Annotated in this window: 3 protein-coding genes; all 3 read left to right on the forward strand. The window is 71.3% G+C overall.

The window, feature by feature from the left end:
• The first annotated feature begins 197 nt into the window (after window positions 1-197).
• The 3 genes from OV287_RS28890 (at window position 198) to OV287_RS28900 (ending at window position 25,894) form a co-directional block, all read left to right on the forward strand.
• Window positions 198-1,166, forward strand: coding sequence for a glycosyltransferase (locus OV287_RS28890; protein ID WP_267542616.1), 969 nt, complete (start codon window positions 198-200; stop codon window positions 1,164-1,166).
• Window positions 1,167-1,198: 32 nt separating this feature from the next.
• Window positions 1,199-5,827, forward strand: coding sequence for a type I polyketide synthase (locus OV287_RS28895; protein ID WP_267537277.1), 4,629 nt, complete (start codon window positions 1,199-1,201; stop codon window positions 5,825-5,827).
• A gap of 135 nt (window positions 5,828-5,962) precedes the next feature.
• Window positions 5,963-25,894 (forward strand): non-ribosomal peptide synthetase, encoded by a 19,932-nt coding sequence (locus tag OV287_RS28900; RefSeq protein ID WP_267537278.1) that lies wholly within the window; start codon window positions 5,963-5,965, stop codon window positions 25,892-25,894.
• Window positions 25,895-26,037: the final 143 nt, after the last annotated feature.

A 26,037-nucleotide genomic window follows, 5' to 3' on the forward strand; every position in this document is an offset into this window, starting at 1 on the left:
GCGCCGACCTGCGCGGAGCCCAGGACGACATCACCCAGGGACTGCTGGTCAGCCCGGAGCGCATTGGCGCCGCGGATCAGCTTCAGGCCATGTTCGCGCCCCTGGCTCAAGGACTGCCACGCATGCTGGAGGATCTGCGCGCCGCTTGCGTGGGCGCGGACCTCCTTATTAGCGGGCGCGTGCAGCCCGCCTCGCGGATGGTGCACGACCTCACGGGAATCCCTTTCGTCTCCGTCTACGTAGAGCACTCGGGCAGCGGCGGCGGACACCCGGCCTTCCAGGAGGCGGTGCGACAGATCATCAACCCCGTGCGGGTGAAGGCCGGACTGCCGCCGTTCCACAATCCACTGGTGGACGGGGAGTCGCCCCAGCTGGTGCTCTACGCCATGAGCCGGCACGTGCGCCCGCCGCCGAGGGACTGGCCCGGCCACCACCATATGGTGGGCTACTTCTTCCTGGATGACGGCGCGCTCACCTGGGAGCCCCCCGCCGCGCTGCGCGACTTCCTGGCCGCTGGCGAGCCGCCGCTGTTCTTCACCTTCGGCAGCCTCAAGCATGAGGACCCGGACGGCTTCACCGATCTGCTGGTTGCGGCGGCGCAGCGGGCCGGGCGCAGGGCCATCATTCAGAGCGGCTGGAGCCAGCTGGCGCGCCGTCCGCTGCCGCCGGGCTTCCTGGCCGTGGACGGCATGCTGCCCTACGCGTGGCTCTTCCCGCGCGTGGCATGTGTGGTACACCACAGCGGCGCGGGCACGTGCTCTCTGGCGTTCCGGGCGGGCGTGCCGCAGGTGCTGGTGCCCCATGCGTACGACCAGTTCCTCTGGGCGGACCTGGGCTTCGCTCGCGGCTGCGCCCCCGCACCGTTGCCCGCCGCACAGCTCACCGCCACGCGCCTGGGTGACGCCATCCGCGAGGCCCTGGAGTCCTCGCGCCTGCACGAGGCCGCCACCGCACTGGGCGAGAGCGTCCGGGCCGAGCAGGGCCTGCTCGTCGCGAGACAGCACATCGAGAGCCTGCTGACGAGGGTCGGCGTCAACGCGGGCCGGCCAGCGGCACGGCCGGGGCGGGCGGCGAGCAGCGAGGACGGCTGGGGCGAGGATGAGGCACCGGGAGAACGCCGCCGCTCCGTGATGGAGCAACAGCGCGCGCGCAGACGGGACCTCTGACTTCCGAAATCACTTTGGGAACTCACGACATCATGGCTGGCGACACGAACTGGAACGGGCTGGAGATTGCGATCATCGGGATGGCGTGCCGCCTCCCCGGAGCCAAGGACGCCGAGGCGTTCTGGCGGAACCTGCGGGACGGGGTGGAGTCCATCACCTTCCTCCAAGAGTCGGAGCTGGAGCCCTCCATCATGGAGGACCCGGCGCTGCGCAAGGACCCGGGCTACGTGCGCGCCGCGGCCGTCGTTGACGGCGCGGAGGACTTCGACGCTCCCTTCTTCGGTCTGCTCCCCAAGGAAGCGGAGCTGACGGACCCGCAGCACCGCGTGTTCCTGGAGTGTGCCTGGTCGGCGCTGGAGGACGCGGGGTACGATCCGGCGCGCTACCGCGAGCGCATTGGCGTCTACGCGGGCGCGCGCACCAACACGTACGTCTTCAACCTCTTCTCCAACCCCGGTGCGATGGGCAACATCGGCGCCTTCGAGGTGGGGCTGGGCAACGACCTGGCCTTCCTCAGCACGCGCGTGTCGCACCTGCTCAACCTGCGCGGGCCGGCCTACTCCCTGCACACCGCCTGCTCCACGGCGCTGGTGGCGGTGCACCTGGCCGGGCAGGCCCTGCTGGCGGGCGAGTGCCGCATCGCGCTCGCGGGCGGCGTGGCCATCCAGACGCCCCAGCGCACCGGCTACCTGCACCAGTTCGGCGGCATCACCTCGCCGGACGGGCACTGCCGCGCGTTCGACGCGAAGGCCCAGGGCACCGTGTTCGGCAACGGCGCGGGCGTGGTGGTGCTCAAGCGGCTGGAGGACGCGCTGGCGGACGGCGACACCATCCACGCCGTCATCCGGGGCTCGGCCCTCAATAACGACGGTTCGCAGAAGGCCAGCTTCGGCGCACCCAGCGTGCAGGGCCAGGCGCGGGTCATCCGCGACGCGCTGGCGGCCGCGGACGTGGACGCGCGCAGCATCACCTACGTGGAGACGCACGGCACCGGCACCCAGCTTGGGGATCCCATTGAGGTGCGCGCACTCACCAAGGCCTTCCGCACCAACACCGACGAGGCGGGATTCTGCGCGCTCGGCTCGGTGAAGACGAACATCGGCCACCTGGACGCGGCCTCCGGCATCGCCAGCCTCATCAAGGCGGTGCTCTGCCTCAAGCACCGGCAGCTGCCGCCCACCCTGCACTTCGAGCAGCCCAACCCGCAGCTCGAGCTGGCCACCAGCCCCTTCTTCGTCAACACCACCCTGCGGGAGTGGACTCCGGGCGAGCACCCCCGCCGCGCGGGCGTGAGCTCGTTCGGCATCGGCGGCACCAACGCGCACGTCATCCTGGAAGAGGCGCCCGCGCCCGGACGCCCCGCCGAGGGCCGCCCGTGGCACCTGCTGCCGCTGTCCGCCAAGACGGACACCGCGCTGGACACGGCCACGTCGGCACTGGCCTCCTGGTTGGAGCACCACCCGGAGCAATCCCTGGCAGACGTGGCGTACACGCTGCAGGTGGGCCGCCAGCAGTTCCAGCACCGCCGCATGGCCGTGGTGAAGGACCGGGAGCACGCGGTGCGCGTGCTGCGCGGCGAGGAGCCCGAGCGCATCGTCAATGCCATCCAGGAGTCGCGCTCCCGCCCGGTGGTCTTCCTGCTGCCCGGCGGCGGTGCCCAGTACGCCGGCATGGGCGCGGGCCTGTACCACGCCGAGCCCACCTTCCGCGCCGAGGTGGACCGGGTGGCCGCCCTCTTCCAGCCGCACGTGGGCGTGGACCTGCGCACCGTCCTCCTCGCCGACCCGGCAGCCGAGGTCCCGGAGCTGGCGCGCAACGCTGTCGCGCTGCCCGCCATCTTCCTCATGGAGTACGCGCTGGCGCAGCTGTGGATGGCCTGGGGCGTGGAGCCGGAGGCAATGGTCGGCCACAGCCTGGGTGAGTACGCGGCGGCGTGCCTCGCCGGCGTCTTCACGCTGGAGGACGCGGTAGCGCTGGTGGCGCTGCGCGGCAAGCTGATGGACGGGCTGCCCCGGGGCGCCATGCTCAGCGTCAGCCTGCCGGAAGCGGAGCTGCTCCCTCTGCTGGGACGCGATCTGGACCTGGCGGCGGTGAACGCGCCCGCCCAGTGCGTGGCCTCGGGCCCCGCGGAGGCCGTGGAGGCGCTGGCGGCGACGCTGGCGGCCCGCGGCGTGGAGCACCGGCGGCTGCACGTGGAGGCGGCGGCACACTCGCGGATGATGGACGCGCTGCTGCCCGCCTTCCGCGAGAAGGTGTCCACCCTCACGCTGCGTCCTCCCGAGCGGCCCTACGTGTCCAGCCTCACCGGCCGCTGGGTCTCCGCCGAGGAGGTCACCCGGCCCGAGTACTGGGTGAACCACCTGCGCCAGCCCGTGCGATTCCACGAGGCCATGCGCGAGCTGTTGGCCGAGCCGGCCCGCGTGCTGCTGGAGGTGGGCCCCAGCCAGTCTCTGCTCGCGCTGGCGAAGCTGCAGGGTGAGGCCTCCGGGGCGCGCCCGCTGGTGGCTTCCACCCGCCACCCGAAGGACCCGCAGCCAGGCGAGGCCTTCCTCCAGGGCGCGCTGGGACGGCTGTGGCTGGCGGGCGTGGACGTGGACTGGGCCGCCGTCCATGCCCATGGCCCGCGCCGCCGGGTGACGCTGCCCACCTACCCCTTCGAGCGCGAGCGCTACTGGATTCCCCCCGGGGAGCGCTCGGCCGCGGCGGCGTCGGCCAACGCGCCCCAGGGCAAGGCGCCGGACGTCGCGGACTGGTTCTACCTGCCCTCGTGGAAGCGCACTCCGCCGCCGGCGGTCGCCTCGGAGGCGCTGGCCCTGAAGCGCGGCTGGGTCGTCTTCACCGACGGTGGCCCCCTGGCCACGCGGCTGGTGGCCCTGCTGGAGGAGGCGGGCCAGGACGTCGTCTCCGTGTTCGCGGGCACCACGTTCTCGCGCGACGGCGAGCGGCGCTTCACGGTGGCCCCGGACCAGGCCGCGGACCACGCCGCGCTGATGCGGGCGCTGGCGGACCGCGCGCCCCGGCCGGAGGTGTTCGTCCACCTGTGGAGCCTCACGCCGCAGGGTGAGACCAGCTCCTCGCCGGAGCGCTTCCGCGCCGTGCAGTCGCGCGGCTACTACAGCGTGCTCGCCCTGGCCCAGGCGCTGGCCGGTTCCAGCGGCACGGAGCCGGTGCGCGTGGAGGTCATCTCCAACCACGTGCATGAGCCGGACGGCGGCGCCGAGGCCCTGCCGGAGAAGGCCCCCATGCTGGGCGTGTGCAAGGTGCTGCCGCAGGAGCAGCAGCACGTGGGTACGCGCTGCATCGACGTGGTGCTGCCCGGCCCCGAGGGCGTGGACGCGCTGGCCTCGCGGCTGCTGGCGGAGCTGACCACCCGCTCGCGCGACATGATGGTGGCGTACCGGGGCGCGCGCCGCTGGGTACAGGAGTACGCGGCGACGCGGCTGACGCAGGACCAGGCTCCCACGCGGCCGCTGCGCGAGGGAGGCGTGTACCTCATCACTGGCGGTCTGGGTGGCGTGGGCCTGCTGCTGGCCGAGCACCTGGCCGAGACGCGGCGGGCGAAGCTGGTGCTGCTGGGCCGCTCGCCGCTGCCCCCGCGCGAGGAGTGGGACGGCTGGCTGGCCGGGCACGGCGAGGACGATCGCGTCAGCCGGCTCATCCACCGCGTGCGCGCCATGGAGGCCCACGGCGCCGAGGTACTGGTGCTGGCCGCCGATGTCGCGGATGCGGTGCGCATGCGCGAGGTGCTGGCGAGCGTGGACGCCCGCTTCGGCGCGCTGCACGGCGTGCTGCACTGCGCGGGTGTCACGCACGGTGACTCGCTCTACAACCCGCTCACCGACCTGGGCGCAGCGGCATCGGAGACCCAGTTCCGCCCCAAGGTGCACGGCACCTACGTGCTGGAAGAGGTGCTGCGCGGGCGCACGCTGGACTTCGTGCTGCTCTTCTCCTCCAACGCCGCCGTGCTGGGCGGCCTGGGCTACCTCGCCTATTCGTCCGCCAACCTCTTCCTGGACGCCTTCGCCACCAGCCGCGCCGGCCGGAGCGAGGGAGGCACGCGCTGGGTGAGCGCCTCGTGGGACGGCTGGCCGGAGGAGACGAAGCACTACGCCGGCTTCCGCACCAGCATGGACCAGTACGCCATGACGCGCGAGGAGGGCGCGGATGCCGTGCGGCGGCTCGTCACCCTGGGGCTGGACGGCCCGGTGGTGGTCGCCACGGGTGACCTGCCCTACCGCCTCGGGGTGTGGATCCACCGCGACGCGCCCGTGAGCCGCCCTGGCGCGGCGAACGCCGCCGCGAAGAAGGCCCGCAAGGGCACCCACGTGCCCCCCGCCAACGAGATGGAGCAGGCCATCGCCGCCATCTGGCAGGAGGTCCTCGGCGTGGAGCAGGTGGGCCGCCACGAGAGCTTCTTCGACCTGGGCGGACACTCCCTGCTGGCCACCCGCATCGTCGGCAGGCTGCGCTCGGCGTTCCAGGTGGAGCTGCCGCTGGCGAAGCTGTTCGAGGTGTCCACCGTGGCGGGTCTCGCCCAGGCGGTGACCGCCGCCCAGGCCGCGCGAGAGGAGTCCCTCTACCGCGAGCTGCTCGACCAGGTGGCCAACATCCCCGAGGACCAGCTCGAGGCCGAGCTCGCGCGCGCCGCCAGCGGCGAGTGAGCGCTCCGCCTCCGCCTCCACTCCCGTGACCCGGGCCGCATGGCCCGGGCACAAGCCCTTCTTCACTGAATCCGCCTCCCGCCCCGGCCTCGCCGGGCTGCGGAGGTGTGTCCCTTCCCTTCTGGATTTCTCACCATGAGCGACATTACCAAGCAGCTCAGCAAGCTCTCCCCCAAGCAGCGGGAGCTGTTCGAAGCGCTACTGCGCCAGCGTCAGAAGCAGAGGGAGGCCGCTGCGCCTCCGGCGCTCCGGAAGAGGGAGGGCACGGGTCCCCTCCCGGCCTCGTTCGCGCAGCAACGCCTATGGCTGCTGAACCAGATCGAAGGAGCGAGCGCCTCCGCCTACAACATCTCGGTGGCCGTGCGGCTGGACGGCACGCTGGAGATGCGGGCGCTGGAGCATGGTCTGAAGGATCTGGTGCGCCGCCACGAGGCCCTGCGCACCAGCTTCCGGACCAGCGAGGACGACCTGCCCGTACAGGTCATCCAGCCCGTGGGTGAGCACCCGCTGCCTGTCATCGACCTGAGCGGCCTGCCGGAGGCCCAGCGCGAGCCCGAGGCGCGGCGGCTGGCGTCCGAGGAGGGCCAGCGCCCGTTCGACCTGGCGGTGGGGCCGCTGTTCCGCACCACCCTGCTGCGGCTGGCCGCGGACCGGCACGTGCTGCTGCTGTCCATGCACCACAGCATCTCCGACGGCTGGTCCACGGCCGTGCTCGCGCAGGAGATGGCCGTGCTGTACACGGCGTATGCCTCTGGGCGCACGCCGATGCTGCCTCCGCTGGAGGTGCAGTACTCCGACTACTCCCTCTGGCAGCGCGAGTGGCTGCAGGGCTCGGTGCTCCAGAGCCAGCTCGACTACTGGCGCCGCCAGCTCACCGGGGCGCCTGCCCTGCTGGAGCTTCCCACCGACAGGCCGAGGCCCATCGCGCAGACGTTCCGGGGCGCCGCGGTGCGGGTGGAGATGGGCGTGAAGCTGACGGAGGCGGTCGTCGCACTGGGCCAGCGTCACGGCGCCACGCCCTTCATGGTGCTGCTGGCCACCTGGCAGCTCCTGCTGTCGCGCTACTCCGGCCAGCAGGACATCTCCGTCGGCTCTCCCATCGCCGGCCGCAGCCGCCCCGAGCTCGAGGGGCTGATCGGCTTCTTCGTCAACACGCTCGTGCTGCGCTCGCAGGTGTCGCCGGAGCTCTCCTTCCGTGAACTGCTGGCCCAGGTGAAGGCCACTACGCTCGCCGCCTACGAGCACCAGGACGTCCCCTTCGAGCGGCTCGTCGAGGAGCTGCGCCCCAAGCGCAGCCTGAGCTACTCGCCGCTGTTCCAGGTGATGTTCGTCCTGCAGAACACCCCTGGCACGGAGCAGAAGCTGCCGGGGCTGGACCTGGAGGTGCTGCGGCCGGAGGCCAAGAGCACCCAGTTCGATCTCACGCTCGCGCTGGCAGAGTCCCCCGGGGGCTTCAGCGGCATCCTCACCTACAACACGGACCTGTTCGACGCCTCCACCGCCGAGCGCATGGTGGGGCACTACCTCACGCTGCTGCGCGAGGAGGTCCGCACTCCGGACACCCAGGTGAGGGCGCTGCCCCTGCTGTCTCCGAGCGAGTCCCTCCGCATGCTGGAGACCGGGAAGGGCACGACGGTCCCCGCGCCAGAGGACTGGCGCCAGTGCCTCCACCTGCGCGTTGCCACCCAGGCGGCTCGCACTCCCGAGGCCACCGCGCTGGTCTGCGGTGAGCAACGGCTGACGTACGCCGAGCTCGACGCGCGGGCCAACCGACTGGCGTGGTACCTGCGTGAGCAGGGCGTGGGGCCCGAGGTACGGGTGGGTGTCTGCGCGGAGCGCTCGCCGGAGTTGGTGGTGGCGCTGCTGGGCATCCTCAAGGCGGGAGGCGCCTACGTGCCGCTCGACCCGAGCTACCCGGCGGACCGGCTGGCCTTCATGCTGGAGGACGCCGGCCTCGCCATGGTGCTGACACAGCGCCCGCTGCTGGAGCGGCTGGGCGCGCCAGGCGAGCGCGTGCTTTGCCTGGACTCCGAGTGGTCTCGCGTCGAGTCACAGCCCTGGGAGACGGCACCCGAGAGCGGCGTGCGCCCGGAGCACCTCGCCTACATCATCTACACCTCCGGCTCCACCGGCAGGCCCAAGGGCGTGACGGTCACCCACGCCAACCTCGCGCACTCCACGTTCGCTCGCGTCGCCTCCTACCCGGAGCCGATGGAGCGCTACCTCATGCTGTCGTCGTTCTCGTTCGACAGCTCGGTGGCCGGCATCTTCTGGGCGCTCACTCAGGGCGGCACGCTGGTGCTCCCCCAGGAAGGAGCGCAGCAGGAGCCCCGGCGGGTCGCGCAACTGGTGGCGCGGGAGCGGGCCACGCACCTGCTGTGCGCACCCGGCATGTACCAGTTCCTGCTCGCCGAGCATGCCGAGTCGCGCGCACTGGACTCCCTCAAGGTGGCCATCGTCGCGGGCGAGGCCTGCCCCCGTGAGCTGGTGCGGCAACACCATGCGCTGCTGCCGGCCACCCTCTACAACGAGTACGGCCCCACCGAGGCCAGTGTGTGGTGCTCGGTGCACCGCTGCTCCGCCGAGGACTCCCGGCCGCTGGTACCGATCGGGCGCCCCATCCCCAACACCACGGTGTACCTGCTCGACGAGTCGCTCCAGCCCGTGCCGACGGGCGTGCCGGGCGAGCTCTACGTCGGCGGCCCTGGTGTCACCCGTGGCTACCTGAGCCGTCCGGAGCTCACCGCCGAGCGCTTCCTCGCCGACCCGTTCAGCCCCGTGCCGGAAGCGCGCATGTACCGCACCGGGGACCTCGTGCGCTTCCTGTCCGACGGGAGCCTGGAGTTCCTGGGCCGCGTGGACCAGCAGGTGAAGGTGCGCGGCTTCCGCATCGAGCTGGGAGAGATCGAGTCCGTGCTGCGCCAGCACGCGGCCGTGGACGGCGCGGTGGTGCTGGCGCGCCAGTACGGCGCGGGTGACACGCGACTGGTGGCCTACCTGGTTCCCGTGAAGGGACAGGCCCCGCAGACCGAGTCCCTGCGGAGCCACCTGCGCGAGCGCCTGCCGGACTTCATGGTGCCCTCGACCTTCGTGCCGCTGGAGTCCTTCCCGCTGTCGCCCAACGGCAAGGTGGACCGCAAGGCCCTGACCGCGCTGGACGTCGCACCGCAGGGCGAAGCGCGCGACTACGAGGCGCCGCGCACCCCCACCGAGGAGCGGATCGCCTCGCTCTGGGCGCAGGTGCTCCAGATGGAGAAGGTGGGCCGGCAGGACGACTTCTTCGCGCTGGGCGGCCACTCGCTGCTGGCCACTCGGGTCGCCTCCCGCCTCCGCGCCGACCTCGGCGTGGAAGTGCCCCTGCGAGCGCTCTTCGAGGCGCCCACCGTGGCCGCGCTCGCCGCCCGCCTCGACGCCGGCCTTCGTGAGTCGCCGCGAATGCCCCCGCTGCGGCCCATGCCGCGCGAGGGAGCGCTGCCGCTGTCCTTCGCCCAGCAGCGTCTGTGGTTCATCGACCGGCTCGAGCCGGGCAGCACGGTGTACAACGTCCCGTCCGCGGTGATGCTCGAGGGTGAGCTGGACGCCTCGCTGCTGCGGCAGGCGCTGGAGGCGCTCGTGCTCCGCCACGAGTCGCTGCGCACCACGTTCGGCATCCTGAGCGACGAGCCCGTCCAGGTCATCCTTCCGCACCTGGACGTCTCCCTGCCGATCGTCGACCTGAGCGCGGTGGAGGACTCCGCTCGCGAGGCGGAGCTGAAGCAGCGCATCACCCAGGAGGTGCAGCGCACGTTCAACCTGGAGAGCGGGCCGCTGCTGCGCGCCCTGCTGCTGCGGCTCTCCCCTCAGCACCACGTGCTGGTGCTCACCCTGCACCACGTCATCTCCGACGGCTGGTCCATGGGCGTGCTGATACGGGAGGTGGGTGCGCTCTACTCCGCACTCGCCTCGGGCCAGACGCCCGCCCTGCCCGCCCTGCCCGTGCAATACGCCGACTACGCCGCCTGGCAGCGCGCCTGGCTACAAGGGCCCGTCCTGCAGGCCCAGCTCGACTACTGGCGCCAGCAGCTCTCCGGCGCCCCGGCCCTGCTGGAGCTGCCCACCGACAGGCCACGGCCCGCAGTGCAGTCCTACCGCGGCGCCGTACTGCCCCTGCACCTGCCCGCGCAGCTCGCCTCCCGCCTCAACGCCCTGGCCCGCCAGCACGGCGCCACCCCCTTCATGGTGCTGCTGGCCGCCTGGCAACTGCTGCTCTCTCGCTACTCCGGCCAGCAGGACGTCTCCGTCGGCTCTCCCATCGCCGGCCGTACCCGCGCCGAGCTGGAAGGCCTCATCGGCTTCTTCGTCAACACCCTCGTGCTGCGCTCGCACCTGTCACCGCAGCTCTCCTTCCAGGAGCTGCTGGCCCAGGTGAAGGCCACCACCCTGGGCGCCTACGAGCACCAGGACGTCCCCTTCGAGAAGCTGGTGGAGGAGCTTCGCCCTGAGCGCAGCCTCAGCTACTCGCCTCTCTTCCAGGTGATGTTCGTCCTGCAGAACACGCCCACCGAGCCCCTGCAGTTGCCCGGTGTCTCGCTGCGTCCGCTGGAGCTCGAGGGCTCCGCGGCCCGCTTCGACTTGAGCCTCGAACTGGCCGAGCACTCCGGCGGCTTCTCCGGACGCCTCGAGTACAACACCGACCTCTTCGACTCCGGCACGGTGGCTCGCATGGCCGAGCACTTCGGCTTGCTGCTGGAGTCCATCGCCAGCGAGCCGCAGCGCCCCCTGGCCACGCTGCCCCTGCTGCGCACCGAGGAGCGCCACACGCTGCTGGAGGCCTGGAACGGCTCGCGCCGCGAGGTGGAATGGGAGGGCTGCTGGCACGAGCGCGTCGAGCGCCGTGCGGCCCTCACCCCGGACAACCTGGCCGTGCTCGATGACGAGCGCGCGCTCACCTTCTCCGAGCTCAACCGCCGCGCCAACCAGCTCGCCTGGACCCTGCGTGCCCGGGGCGTGGGACCCGAGTCCCGCGTGGGCCTGTGCATGGAGCGCTCGGTGGACATGGTCGTGGCGATCCTCGCCATCCTCAAGGCGGGCGGGGCCTACGTCCCCATGGACCCCACCTATCCCGCCGAGCGCCTGAGCTACATGGTGCAGGACTCCCGTGCCGGCTGGGTGCTCACGCAGCAGCGGCTGGCGGGCCTGTTCGCCGGGCAGCAGGTGGAGGTGTTCTGCATGGACACCGCGGTGCCCGCCCACGGCCAGCAGCCCGAGTCCAACCCTCCGCCACTCAGTGCCCCCCAGCACCTCGCGTACGTCATCTACACCTCCGGCAGCACCGGCAGGCCCAAGGGCGTCATGGTGCAGCACGCCTCGGTGATGAACCTGCGGGCGGCGCTGGCGGCCACCGCCTACGCGGGCGTGGACAAGCCCCTGCGCGTCAGCGTCAACGCACCCCTGGCTTTCGACGCCTCCGTCCAGCAGCTCATCCAGCTGGCCGACGGGCATACCCTGTGCGTGGTGCCGCAGGCCGCGCGCGAGGACGCGAGCCTGCTGGTGGCCTGGTTGGAGCGGCATGCCGTGGAGGTGCTGGACTGCGCTCCGTCGCACCTGCGCCTGCTCATGGAAGAAGGACTGGGCGCGCACCGCCCCCTGCGCGTGCTGGTCGGCGGCGAGGCGGTGGATGAGGCGCTCTGGGATCAACTCTCCACGCATCCGCACATCGATTCCTTCAACGTCTATGGCCCCACGGAATGCACCGTGGATGCCACCGTCCGCGCGGTGCGCGGAGCCGGGAAGCGCCCCACCCTGGGCGGCCCGCTGGCCAACGTGCAGACCTACGTGCTGGATGCGTACATGAACCCGGCGCCCGTAGGCGTGCCCGGGGAGCTCTACCTCGGCGGGGACTGCCTGGCGCGCGGCTACCTGGACCGGCCAGAGCTCACCGCCGAGCGCTTCGTGCCCAACCCCTTCAGCACGGCTCCGGGCGCGCGGCTCTACCGCACGGGAGACCGGGCGCGCTGGCTGTCCCACGGGGAGCTCGAGTACCTGGGCCGTATCGACCACCAGGTGAAGCTGCGTGGCTTCCGCATCGAGCTCGGGGAGATAGAGTCCGCGCTGCGCCAGCACCCGGAGGTGCGGGACACGCTCGTGCTGGTGCGCGAGGATGTGCCGGGTCTCCAGCGCCTGGTGGCCTACGTGGTGCACGCACCAGGCGAGCTGCCCGACGTCGCCGCGCTCCGCGTCTGGCTCCAGAAGTTGCTGCCGGAGTACATGGTGCCCTCGGCCTTCGTCTTGCTGGAGTCGATGCCGCTGACCTCGAACGGCAAGGTGGACCGCAAGGCCCTGCCCGCACCGGAGGGGGCGCGGAATGGCCTCGCCTACGTGGCGCCGCGCACGCCGCTGGAGGAGCGCCTGGCGGGTATCTTCGCCCAGGTGCTCCGGTTGGAGCGGATCGGCATCCACGACGACTTCTTCGCCCTGGGAGGCCACTCGCTGCTGGCCACCCAGCTTGTCTCGCGAGTGCGGAGGGACCTGGGCACCGAGCTGCCCCTGCGAGCGATCTTCGAAGCCCACACGGTGGCCGCGCTCGCCGAGCGCCTCCAGGGAGGACGCGACGCGGGCTCCACCTCCGCCGGGCAGCCTCCGCTGCGGCCCGTGCCGCGCGACGGGGCGCTGCCGCTGTCCTTCGCCCAGCAGCGCCTGTGGGTGGTGGAGCAACTGACGCCCGGCAGCGCCACGTACAACAACCCCGCCGCGCTGCGCATCGACGGCGCGCTCGACGTGCGCGCGATGGAGCAGGGCCTCCGCACGGTGGTGAACCGGCACGAGGCGCTGCGCACGACCTTCCGCGAGGAGGGAGAGGTCTCCGTCCAGATCGTCCACCCGCCCGCGGCGATGGAGCTGCCCCTCACCGACCTGTCCACGCTGCCGGAGGCCGAGCGCGAGGCCACGGCGCGGCGGCTGGCGGTGGAGGAGGCCCACCGCCCGTTCGACCTGCGGCGCGGCCCCTTGTTCCGCGCGCACCTGCTGCGCCTGGCCCCGGAGCACCACGTCCTGCTGGTAACGATGCACCACATCGTGTCGGACGGCTGGTCCGTTAGCGTGCTGGTGCACGAGGTGGTCGCCGGCTACGAGGCCGCCACCCGGGGCCAGCAAGTCGGACTGCCCCCCCTGCCGGTGCAGTACGCCGACTACGCCGCCTGGCAGCGCGAGTGGATGCAGGGACCGGTACTGGACGCCCGGCTGGACTACTGGCGTGAGCAGCTCGCCGGAGCGCCCGCCGCCCTGGAGCTGCCCACGGACCGGCCTCGCCCCGCGGTGCAGACGTACCGCGGCGCGTTCCTCCCCGTGCGCTTCCCGGCGGACCTGTCCCGGGCCGTGGCGGATCTGGCGCGCCGACACGGCGCCACGCCCTTCATGGTGCTGCTGGCCACCTGGCAGCTGTTGCTGTCGCGCTACTCCGGCCAGCAGGACGTCTCCGTTGGCTCGCCCATCGCTGGCCGCACCCGCCCCGAGCTCGAGGGGCTCATCGGCTTCTTCGTCAACACCCTCGTCTTCCGCTCCCGCCTGCCGCCGGAGCTCACCTTCCGCGAGCTGCTGGCCCAGGTGAAGGGAGCGGCCCTGGGTGCCGCCGAGCACCAGGACGTCCCCTTCGAGAAGCTGGTGGAGGTGCTGCAGCCGGCGAGGAACCCGAGCCGCTCTCCCTTCTTCCAGGTCACCTTCACCCTGCAGAACACGCCGCCCGTGCGCCTGGAGCTGCCGGGGCTGTCGCTGCGCGTGCTGGACACGGAGCTGGAGACCGTCAAGTTCGACCTGAGCCTCGTGCTGGAGGAATCCCCGGAGGGGCTCGGCGGCGCGCTCAACTACAACACGGACCTGTTCGACGCCTCCACCGCCGGGCGCATGATGGGGCACTACCGCACGCTGCTGGAGGCCATCGTCGCGGGCGAGGACCGGCGCCTGGGCGAGCTGCCCCTGCTCACCGCCAGCGAGCGCGAGCAGCTGCTGGTCCACTGGAACGCGACGTCCGCGGAGTTCCCGCGCGACACGCCCCTGCACGCCCTCTTCTCCGAGCAGGCCGCGCGCACCCCGGACGCGGTGGCGCTGATCCGCGGTGAGGAGCAGCTCACGTACGGCGAGCTGGAGCGCCGCTCCAACCAGCTCGCGCACCACCTGCGCGCCTACGGCGTCATGCCGGGCACCCGCGTGGGCCTGTGCCTGGAGCGCTCGGTGGATCTGGTGGTGGGGCTGCTCGGCATCCTCAAGGCCGGCGGTGGCTACGTGCCCATCGACCACCACTACCCGGCCGAGCGCATCTCGCTGCTGATCCAGGAAGCAGGCGTCGGCGTCATCGTCACGCAGGAGGCGCTGGCGGACACGCTGCCCTCCGCCGGCCTGTTCGTGTGCCTGGACTCGGACGCGGACCTCATCGCAGGCCTGCCGGACGGCGCGCCTCCGGCCGCGGCCGTGGGCGGTGACGACCTGGCCTACGTCATGTTCACCTCCGGCAGCACCGGCCGGCCCAAGGGCGTGTGCATTCCCCACCGGGCCGTGACGCGGCTGGTGCTCGCCAATCCCTTCATCCACTTCGGGCCCGAGGAGGTCTTCCTCCAGCTAGCCCCGGTGGCCTTCGACGCCTCCACGCTGGAGCTCTGGGGCGCGCTGCTGCACGGCGCCCGGCTGGTGCTGGCCCCGCCGCACACGCCCTCGCTGGAGGAATTGGGCGCGCTGCTCACCGGCCACGGCATCACCACGCTGTGGCTGACGGCGGCCCTCTTCGAGCAGGTGGTGCTGCACCAGGGTGAGGCCCTGGCCCGGGTACGCCAGGTGCTCGCGGGCGGTGACGTGCTGCCGGCGCAGCGCGTGCGCCAGCACCTCGAGCGCCTCCCCGAGGGCGCCGTGCTCGTCAACGGCTACGGCCCCACGGAGAACACGACCTTCTCCGCCACCCATACCCTGCGCGCCGGAGCGTGGTCCGGCACCTCCGTGCCCATTGGCCGTCCGCTGGGCCACTCCACGGCCTACGTGCTGGACTCGCACATGGAGCCAGTCCCCGTGGGCGTGCCCGGAGAGCTGTATGTCGGCGGACACGGCCTGGCGTGGGGCTACCTCAACCAGCCGGAGCTGACGGCCGAGAAGTTCGTCCCCCACCCCCTCGCCACCACGCCCGGAGAGCGGCTCTACCGCACGGGCGACCGGGTCCGCTGGCGCAACGACGGCACGCTGGAGTTCCTGGGCCGCACCGACTTCCAGGTGAAGGTGCGCGGCTTCCGCATCGAGCTGGGCGAAATCGAGTCCGTGCTCCGGCAGTCGCCGGACGTGCAGGAGGCCGTGGTGCTGGCGCGCGAGGACTCGCCGGGTGACAAGCGCCTGGTGGCCTACGTCGTGGGCACGGATGGCCCGGAGTCGGTGGAGCCCCGGACCCTGCGCGAGCACCTGCTGCGCACGCTGCCCGAGTACATGGTGCCCGCGGTCTTCATCCCCATGGAGGCCCTGCCGCTCTCGCCCAATGGCAAGGTGGACCGCAAGGCCCTGCCCGCGCCGGACGCGGATCGGACAATGACGGACTCGCCCTTCGAGGCGCCGCGAGACGCCACCGAGCAGGCCCTGGCCGCGGTCTGGTCCGAGGTGCTGGGCGTCCGCCAGGTCGGTATCGACGACAGCTTCTACGATCTGGGCGGTGACTCCATCCGCAGCATCCAGGTGGTCGCCAGGCTGCGGGAGCGCGGGCTGGAGCTGCCCATCCTGCAGTTGCTCCAGCACCCCACCATCCGCGAGCTCTCCGGCGTGGTGAAGGCCACGAGCGGCGCCGCTGCTCCCGCGAGCGCCGTCGCGCCCTTCAGCCTCGTGCCAGAGGCGGACCGCGAGCGCCTGCCCGGGGACGTGGAGGACGCCTACCCGCTGGCCACGCTCCAGACCGGCATGCTCTTCGAGAGCGCGTTGGATCCCTCGGCCGGCATCTATCACGACATGTTCAGCTTCCACCTGGAGGTGGAGCTGCGTGAGGCCCCGCTGCGCCAGGCCTTCGAGGAGCTGCTCGCACGTCACACCATCCTGCGCACCTCGTTCCACCTGGACGGTTACGAAGAGCCGCTCCAGCTCGTCCACCGGCAGATCACACCGCCGCTGCACATCGAGGACCTCCGGCACCTGGAAGCCGCCCGCCAGGGCACCTTCCTGCGCGAGTGGGCGGAGGCCGAGCGCCGCCAGCCCTTCGACTGGAGCCAGGCCCCCCTGCTCCGCCTCGTCGTGCACCGGCGCACCAGCACCACCCTCCAGCTCACCGTCATCTTCCACCACGCCATCCTCGATGGGTGGAGCGCCGCATCCCTGCTCTCGGAGATGTTGGGCCGCTACCTCGAGCTGCTGGAAGGGAATGACGCCCCCGCCGCCCCGCCCCCGGCCGCCACCTACCGGCAGTTCGTGGCGTTGGAGCGCGAGGCCCTCCACTCCGCCCAGAGCGAGCGCTTCTGGCTGGAGCGCATGGAGGGAGCGGAGACGGCCGGCGCCCGCCCGCACCTGGCCGAGGCCGGGGAGCGCGTGCTGCACCACCACATGGTGCGCATCCCCAAGTCCCTCCAGGAGGCGCTGCAGCGAGTGGCCCACGACACCGGCGTGACACTGAGGACGGTGCTGCTGGCCGCGCACCTGCGCGTCCGCGGCTTCCTCGCGGGCAGTACGTCCGCCATCACCGGCATCGTCACCAACGGCCGTCCGGAGGTCATTGACGGCGAGCGGATGATTGGCCTGTTCCTCAACAGCGTGCCCTTCCCGGTGGCGCTCGGCGGAGGGACGTGGGTGGAGCTGATCCGCGAGGTGGCGAAGCGTGAGCAGGAGTTGCTGCCCCACCGCCGCTACCCCATGGCGCGGCTCAAGCAGAAGCTGGGCGGCCAGCCCCTGTTCCACACGCTCTTCAACTTCGTCCACTTCCACGTCGCTGGAGGGCTGTCCCAGAAAAAGGGCCTGCGCTTCCTGGACGACAGGCAGAGCGCCGCATGGATGGAGCTGGCCCAGGGTGTCACCTTCACCCAGGATCCGGACACCTCGGCCCTGGCGTTCGCCATCTCCAGCACCGGCACGAGGCAGGAGGCGGAGCGGACACAGGTCGTGGGGCAGTACTACCTGCGCGCGCTGGAAGCCCTGGCTTCCCATCCGCACGGCCGCTACGAGCAGGCCGCGCTGCTGCCGGAGCCGGAGCGCCACACGCTGCTGGAGGCCTGGAACGACACGCGCCGCGAGGTGGAATGGCAGGGCTGCTGGCACGAGCGCATCGAGCGCCGCGCGGCCCTCACCCCGGACAGAGTGGCCGTGCTCGATGACGAGCGCGCGCTCACCTTCTCCGAGCTCAACCGCCGCGCCAATCAGCTCGCCTGGACTCTGCGGGCCCGGGGCGTGGGACCCGAGTCCCGCGTGGGCCTGTGCATGGAGCGCTCGGGGGACATGCTCGTGGCGCTCCTCGGCATCCTCAAGGCGGGCGGGGCCTACGTCCCCATGGACCCCACCTATCCCGCCGAGCGCCTGAGCTACATGGTGCAGGACTCTCGCGCCAGGTGGGTGCTCACGCAGCAGCGGCTGGCGGGCCTGTTCGCCGGACAAGAGGTGGAGGTGTTCTGCATGGACACCGCACAGCCCGCCCACGGCCAGCAGCCCGAGTCCAACCCTCCGCCACTCAGTGCCCCCCAGCACCTCGCCTACGTCATCTACACCTCCGGCAGCACCGGCAGGCCCAAGGGCGTCATGGTGCAACACGCCTCGGTGATGAACCTGCGGGCGGCGCTGGCGACCACCGTCTACGCGGGCGTGGACAAACCCCTGCGCGTCAGCGTCAACGCACCGCTGGCTTTCGACGCCTCCGTCAAGCAGCTCATCCAGCTCGCCGATGGGCATACCCTGTGCGTGGTGCCGCAGGCGGCGCGCGAGGACACACGCCTGCTGCTGGCCTGGTTGGAGCGGCATGGCGTGGAGGTACTGGACTGCGCCCCGTCGCACCTGCGCCTGCTCATGGAAGAAGGGCTGGGCGCGCACCGCTCCCTGCGCGTGCTGGTCGGCGGCGAGGCGGTGGATGAGGCGCTCTGGGCCCGGCTCTCCACGCATCCGCATATCGAGTGCTTCAACGTCTACGGCCCCACGGAATGCACCGTGGATGCCACCGTCCGCGCGGTGCGTGGAGCCGGGAAGCGCCCCACCCTGGGCGGCCCGCTGACCAACGTGCAGACCTACGTGCTGGATGCGTACCTGAACCCGGCGCCCGTGGGCGTGCCCGGGGAGCTCTATATCGGCGGGGCGGGTCTGGCACGCGGCTACCTGGGCCGGCCAGAGCTCACCGCCGAGCGCTTCGTGCCCAATCCCTTCAGCACCGTTCCGGGCGCGCGGCTCTACCGCACGGGAGACCGGGCGCGCTGGCTGCCCGACGGGGAGATCGAGTACCTGGGCCGCATCGACCACCAGGTGAAGCTGCGCGGCTTCCGCATCGAGCTCGGGGAGATTGAGTCCGCGCTGCGCCAGCACCCGGAGGTGCGGGACACGCTCGTGCTGGTGCGCGAGGATGTGCCGGGTCTCCAGCGCCTGGTGGCCTACGTGGTGCACGCACCAGGCGAGCCGCCCGACGTCGCCGAGCTCCGCGCATGGCTCAAGAAGTCGCTGCCGGAGTACATGGTGCCCTCGGCCTTCGTCTTGCTGGAGTCGATGCCGCTGACCTCGAACGGCAAGGTGGACCGCAAGGCCCTGCCCACGCCGGAGGGTGCGCAGAATGGCCTCGCCTACGTGGCGCCGAGCACGCCGCTGGAGGAGCGCCTGGCGGGCATCTTCGCCCGGGTGCTTCAGGTGGAGCGGGTGGGCCGGCAGGACGACTTCTTCGCCCTGGGCGGCCACTCGCTGCTGGCCACCCAGCTTGTCTCGCGAGTGCGGAGGGACCTGGGCACCGAGCTGCCCCTGAGAGCACTCTTCGAGGCCCCCACGGTGGCCGCGCTCGCCACCCGGCTCGAGGCCGGACGCCAGGACAACCGCGAGCAGCTGCCTCTGCGGCCCGTGCCGCGCGACGGAGCGCTGCCGCTGTCCTTCGCCCAGCAGCGTCTGTGGTTCATCGATCGGCTGGAGCCGGGCAGCTCCGCGTACAACATTCCGTCCGCCGTCATGCTCGACGGTGAGCTGGACACCTCGCTGCTGCGGCAGGCGCTGGAGGCGCTCGTGCTCCGCCACGAGTCGCTGCGCACCACGTTCGACCTCCAGGGCGACGAGCCCGTCCAGGTCATCCATCCCCGCCTCGACATTCCCCTGCCGATTGTCGACCTGAGCGAGGCGGAGCTGAAGCAGCGCATCACCCAGGAGGTGCAGCGCACCTTCAACCTGGAGAGCGGGCCGCTGCTGCGCGCCCTGCTGCTGCGGCTCTCCCCTCAGCGCCACGTGCTGGTGCTCACCCTGCACCACGTCATCTCCGACGGCTGGTCCATGGGCGTGCTGGTGCGGGAGGTGGGGGCACTCTACTCCGCGCTCGCCTCGGGCCAGACGCCCTCCCTGCCCGCCCTGCCCGTGCAATACGCCGACTACGCCGCCTGGCAGCGCGCCTGGCTGCAAGGGCCCGTCCTGCAGGCCCAGCTCGACTACTGGCGTCAGCAGCTCTCCGGCGCCCCGGCCCTGCTGGAGTTGCCCACCGACAGGCCGCGGCCCTCCGTCCAGTCCTCCCGCGGCGCCGCCCTGCCCCTGCACGTGCCCGCGCAGCTTGCCTCTCGGCTCAACGCCCTGGCCCGTCAGCACGGCGCCACCCCCTTCATGCTGCTACTGGCCGCATGGCAACTGCTGCTCTCTCGCTACTCCGGCCAGCAGGACGTCTCCGTCGGCTCTCCCATCGCCGGCCGCACCCGCGCCGAGCTGGAAGGCCTCATCGGCTTCTTCGTCAACACCCTCGTGCTGCGCTCTCACCTCTCCCCGGAGCTCTCCTTCCAGGAGTTGCTGGCCCAGGTGAAGGCCACCACCCTGGGCGCCTACGAGCACCAGGACGTCCCTTTCGAGAAGCTGGTGGAGGAGCTTCGCCCTGAGCGCAGCCTCAGCTACTCGCCTCTCTTCCAGGTGATGTTCGTCCTGCAGAACACTCCCGCTGAGCCTCTGCGTCTGCCCGGTGTCTCCCTGCGTCCCCTGGAGCTCGAGGGCTCCTCCTCCCGCTTCGACCTGAGCCTCGGACTGGCCGAGCACGCAGGCGGCTTCTCCGGACACCTCGAGTACAACACCGACCTCTTCGACTCCGGCACGGCGGCGCGTCTGGCCGAGCACTTCCTCGTCCTGCTGGAGTCCATTGCCCGCGAGCCCCAGCGCCCCATTGCCACGCTGCCCCTGCTCCGTGACGAGGAGCACCACCGGCTGCTGGTGGAGTGGAACGACACGCGCACCTCTCTGCGCCGCGGCGTCATTCCCCAACTCATTGCCGAGCAGGTGGCCCGCACTCCCGAGGCCACCGCCCTCGTCTGCGGTGAAGAGCGCCTCTCCTACCGGCAGCTCGACGCTCGCGCCAACCAACTGGCCCACCACCTCCTGTCTCTCGGTGTCGGCCCCGAGGTGCGCGTCGCCGTCTGCATGGAGCGCTCCTCTCAGCTCCTCGTCTCCCTGCTGGCCATCCTCAAGGCCGGTGGCGCCTACGTCCCCCTCGACCCGGACTACCCCCGCCAGCGCCTCGACTCCACCCTCCTCGACTCCGGCGCCCGGCTGCTTCTCTCCCACCAGGCCCTGCTCGACTCCCTCCAGCTCGCCACCGGTGACGCTCGCGTCGTCTGCCTCGACGCCCTGCCCCAGTCCTTCTCCTCTCTCTCCACCTCCACGCCCACCTGCTCGGCCACCGAGGAGAACCTCGCCTACGTCATCTACACCTCCGGCAGCACCGGCCGGCCCAAGGGCGTCGCCATCTCCCACGCCAGCGCCACCGCCTTCCTCGACTGGTCCACTCGCACCTTCTCGCGTGAGCAGCTGGCCGGCACCCTCGCCGCCACCTCCATCTGCTTCGACTTGTCTGTCTTCGAGCTCTTCGCGCCCCTGACGTGCGGTGGCACCGTGCTGCTCGCCCGCGACGCGCTCGCTCTGGCCAACCTGCCGGCAGCTAACGAGGTGACGCTCGTCAACACCGTACCCTCGGCCATCGCCGAGCTGCTGCGGCTGGGGGCCATTCCTCCCTCGGTGCGCACCATCAACCTCGCCGGAGAGCCGCTGCCGGGCTCTCTGGTGCGTGGCCTGTACGCCACCGGCACCGTCCAGCACGTCTTCAACCTCTACGGCCCCACCGAGGACACCACCTACTCCACCTTCACTCGCGTCCCCGAGGGCCCGGGCGAGCCCACCATTGGCGTGCCCCTGCCTCAGACGAGTGCCTACGTCCTCAGCCCTCAGCTGGAACTGCAGCCCATCGGCGTTCCCGGTGAGCTGTACCTGGCCGGCGCAGGGCTGGCTCGTGGCTACCTCGGCCGTCCGGAGCTCTCCGCAGAGCGCTTCCTGCCTGACCTCTTCAGCCCCCTGCCCGGTGCCCGCATGTACCGCACTGGCGACCTGGCTCGGCGGCTGCCCAATGGTCAGCTCGAATACCTGGGCCGCATCGACCACCAGGTGAAGGTGCGCGGCTTCCGCATCGAGCTGGGGGAGATTGAGTCCGTGCTGCGCCAGCATGCCTCCGTCGAAGGCTCGGTGGTGCTGGCTCGCCAGTACTCCGAGGGCGACAAGCGCCTGGTGGCGTACGTGGTGCCCGTAAAGGGCTCGGTGCTCGAACCCGAGGCCCTGCGTGCGCACCTCCGCGAGCGCCTCCCGGACTTCATGGTCCCCGCCTCCTTCATGGTGCTGGCGTCCTTCCCCCTGACTCCCAACGGCAAGGTGGATCGCAAGGCCCTCCCCGCTCCGGACGCCGCGCCTCGAGACGCCACGCGCACGTATGAGGCGCCGCGCACTCCCACGGAGGAGTTGCTCGCTTCGCTATGGGCCCAGGTGCTTCAGGTGGAGCGGGTGGGCCGGCAGGACGACTTCTTCGCCCTGGGAGGCCACTCGCTGCTGGCCACGCGGATTGTCTCGCGCATCCGCGCCGCCTTCGGCGTGGAAGTGCCCCTGCGAGCGCTCTTCGAGGCGCCCACCGTGGCCGCGCTCGCCACCCGGCTCGAGGCCGGACGCCGGGACAATCGCGATCAGCCACCGCTGCGGCCCATGCCACGCGACGGGGCACTGCCGCTGTCCTTCGCCCAACAGCGTCTGTGGTTCATCGATCGGCTGGAGCCGGGCAGCACCACCTACAACATTCCGTCCGCCGTCATGCTCGACGGTGAGCTGGACGCCTCGCTGCTGCAGCAGGCGCTGGAGGCGCTCGTGCTCCGCCACGAGTCGCTGCGCACCACGTTCGACCTCCAGGGCGACGAGCCCGTCCAGGTCATCCATCCTCGCCTCGACATTCCCCTGCCGATTGTCGACCTGAGCGAGGCGGAGCTGAAGCAGCGCATCACCCAGGAAGTGCAGCGCACCTTCAACCTGGAGAGCGGGCCGCTGCTGCGCGCTCTGCTGCTGCGGCTGTCGCCTCAGCGCCATGTGCTGGTGCTCACCCTGCACCACTCCGTCTCCGACGGCTGGTCCATGGGTGTGCTGGTGCGGGAGGTGGGTGCTCTCTACTCCGCGCTCGCCTCGGGCCAGACGCCTGCTCTGCCTGCCCTCCCCGTGCAGTACGCCGACTACGCCGCCTGGCAGCGCGCCTGGCTGCAAGGGCCCGTCCTGCAGGCCCAGCTCGACTACTGGCGTCAGCACCTCTCCGGCGCCCCAGCCCTGTTGGAGTTGCCCACCGACAGGCCGAGGCCCTCCGTGCAGTCCTCCCGCGGCGCCGCCTTGCCCCTGCACCTGCCCGCTCAGCTCGCCTCACGGCTCAACGCCCTGGCCCGCCAGCATGGCGCTACGCCCTTCATGGTGCTGCTGGCCGCCTGGCAACTGCTGCTCTCTCGCTACTCCGGCCAGCAGGACGTCTCCGTCGGCTCTCCCATCGCCGGCCGCACCCGTGCCGAGCTGGAAGGCCTCATCGGCTTCTTCGTCAACACCCTCGTGCTGCGCTCGCACCTGTCCCCGGAGCTCTCCTTCCTGGAGCTGCTGGCACAGGTGAAGGCCACCACCCTCGGCGCCTACGAGCACCAGGACGTCCCCTTCGAGAAGCTGGTGGAGGAATTGCGCCCCGAGCGCAGCCTCAGCTACTCGCCTCTCTTCCAGGTGATGTTCGTCCTGCAGAACACGCCTACCGAGCCGCTGCAGTTGCCCGGTGTCTCCTTGCGTCCGCTGGAGCTCGAGGGCTCCTCCTCCCGCTTCGACCTGAGCCTCGGACTGGCCGAGCACGCAGGCGGCTTCTCCGGACACCTCGAGTACAACACCGACCTCTTCGACTCCGGCACGGCGGCGCGTCTGGCCGAGCACTTCCTCGTCCTGCTGGAGTCTATTGCCCGCGAGCCCCAGCGCCCCATTGCCACGCTGCCCCTGCTCCGTGACGAGGAGCACCACCGGCTGCTGGTGGAGTGGAACGACACGCGCACCTCTCTGCGCCGCGGCGTCATTCCCCAACTCATTGCCGAGCAGGTGGCCCGCACTCCCGAGGCCACCGCCCTCGTCTGCGGTGAAGAGCGCCTCTCCTACCGGCAGCTCGACGCTCGCGCCAACCAACTGGCCCACCACCTCCTGTCTCTCGGTGTCGGCCCCGAGGTGCGCGTCGCCGTCTGCATGGAGCGCTCCTCTCAGCTCCTCGTCTCCCTGCTGGCCATCCTCAAGGCCGGTGGCGCCTACGTCCCCCTCGACCCGGACTACCCCCGCCAGCGCCTCGACTCCACCCTCCTCGACTCCGGCGCCCGGCTGCTTCTCTCCCACCAGGCCCTGCTCGACTCCCTCCAGCTCGCCACCGGTGACGCTCGCGTCGTCTGCCTCGACGCCCTGCCCCAGTCCTTCTCCTCTCTCTCCACCTCCACGCCCACCTGCTCGGCCACCGAGGAGAACCTCGCCTACGTCATCTACACCTCCGGCAGCACCGGCCGGCCCAAGGGCGTCGCCATCTCCCACGCCAGCGCCACCGCCTTCCTCGACTGGTCCACTCGCACCTTCTCGCGTGAGCAGCTGGCCGGCACCCTCGCCGCCACCTCCATCTGCTTCGACTTGTCTGTCTTCGAGCTCTTCGCGCCCCTGACGTGCGGTGGCACCGTGCTGCTCGCCCGCGACGCGCTCGCTCTGGCCAACCTGCCGGCAGCTAACGAGGTGACGCTCGTCAACACCGTACCCTCGGCCATCGCCGAGCTGCTGCGGCTGGGGGCCATTCCTCCCTCGGTGCGCACCATCAACCTCGCCGGAGAGCCGCTGCCGGGCTCTCTGGTGCGTGGCCTGTACGCCACCGGCACCGTCCAGCACGTCTTCAACCTCTACGGCCCCACCGAGGACACCACCTACTCCACCTTCACTCGCGTCCCCGAGGGCCCGGGCGAGCCCACCATTGGCGTGCCCCTGCCTCAGACGAGTGCCTACGTCCTCAGCCCTCAGCTGGAACTGCAGCCCATCGGCGTTCCCGGTGAGCTGTACCTGGCCGGCGCAGGGCTGGCTCGTGGCTACCTCGGCCGTCCGGAGCTCTCCGCAGAGCGCTTCCTGCCTGACCTCTTCAGCCCCCTGCCCGGTGCCCGCATGTACCGCACTGGCGACCTGGCTCGGCGGCTGCCCAATGGTCAGCTCGAATACCTGGGCCGCATCGACCACCAGGTGAAGGTGCGCGGCTTCCGCATCGAGCTGGGGGAGATTGAGTCCGTGCTGCGCCAGCATGCCTCCGTCGAAGGCTCGGTGGTGCTGGCTCGCCAGTACCCCGAGGGCGACAAGCGCCTGGTGGCGTACGTGGTGCCCGTAAAGGGCTCGGTGCTCGAGCCCGAGGCCCTGCGTGCGCACCTTCGCGAGCGCCTCCCGGACTTCATGGTCCCCGCCTCCTTCATGGTGCTGGAGTCCTTCCCCCTGACGCCCAATGGCAAGGTGGATCGCAAGGTCCTGCCTGCACCGGAGGGGACGACCTCACAGCGGGCGTACGTTCCGCCGCGAGACGCGTACGAGCTGGAGCTGGCTCGGATCTTCGAGGAGTTGCTCGGCGTCTCTCCGGTCAGTGCACGGAGCGACTTCTTCGAGCTGGGTGGCCACTCGCTGCTGGCGGTGCGGCTGGTGTCCACGCTGCGCGCGCGCACGGGCCGCACCCTGCCTGTGTCAGCACTCTTCCAAGCCCCCACCGTCGAGGGACTCGCCGCTCTCCTGCGACACGAGCCCGCGCCGTGGACCCCGCTCGTGCCCATCCAGCGGGGTGGCTCGCGAGTGCCCCTCTTCTGCGTCCATCCGGTGGGCGGCACGGTGTTCTGCTACACCGAGCTGGCCCGGCGGCTCGGTCCCGAGCAGCCCTTCTACGGCCTGCAGGCCCAGGGGCTCGAGGGGACGCTCCCTCCGCACGAGTCCATCGAGGCCATGGCGGCCAGCTACGTGGACGCCATCTGCGCCGTCCAGCCCCAGGGCCCCTATCGGCTGGGAGGCTGGTCGCTCGGAGCGGTCGTTGCCTTCGAGATGGCCCGCCTGCTGCGCCTGCGCGGCGAGACGGTGGACGTCCTCGCCCTCATCGAGCCCAGCCCCACCTCGCTGGCACGGGGCGCGGTGTCCGACGACGACGCGACCTCGGCGGCGCTGTTCGCCCTGGACCTGGCGCGCACGGCCGGCATCTCGCCCTCCGCGCCCTCGGAGATCCCCGAGGGGGATTCGAAGGCGCTGCTGGAGCGCCTGCTAAAGGAGGGCCGGGAAGCAGGCATCCTCATTCCAGATGCGGGCCTGGAGCAGCTCCACGCCCTGCTGCGCGTCTTCACCGCCAACCGCCGTGCGCTCCAGCGGTACACGTTGGGCACCTTCCCGGGCGCCCTCACCGTGCTGCGAGGCCGAGACACGAAGCTGGAGCCCTCGGAGGCGGAAGACCGGGGTTGGGGAGGCCACGCCGCCGAGCTGAAGGTGCGCGAGATTCCCGGCGACCACTACACCGTCCTGCGGGCTCCGGAGGTCGACGAGCTCGCACGCGCGCTGGCCGATCTCCTGGAGCGCGCCAACGAGTGACGTGACTGACCACGCAGCCACTCAGGCAGTTTGATGTGGCTGCTGGCAAAGGCGGGCGAGGCAGGGCTCCGGCAGGTGCGGGGCCCGGCGCTTTTACCTGCCGCCCACGACGTGCTCGGCGTTCAGCACGCTTCGAGAGCTGG

It is taken from the genome of Archangium lansingense (genome assembly GCF_026626635.1).
Taxonomy (GTDB): domain Bacteria; phylum Myxococcota; class Myxococcia; order Myxococcales; family Myxococcaceae; genus Archangium; species Archangium lansingense.

What these genes read in the sequence shown, in the direction of transcription:
- OV287_RS28895 (WP_267537277.1), top strand. Translation starts at nt 1,199, where the DNA reads ATGGCTGGCGACACGAACTGGAACGGGCTGGAGATTGCGATCATCGGG.
- OV287_RS28900 (WP_267537278.1), top strand. Translation starts at nt 5,963, where the DNA reads ATGAGCGACATTACCAAGCAGCTCAGCAAGCTCTCCCCCAAGCAGCGG.
- OV287_RS28890 (WP_267542616.1), top strand. Translation starts at nt 198, where the DNA reads ATGGTGCACGACCTCACGGGAATCCCTTTCGTCTCCGTCTACGTAGAG.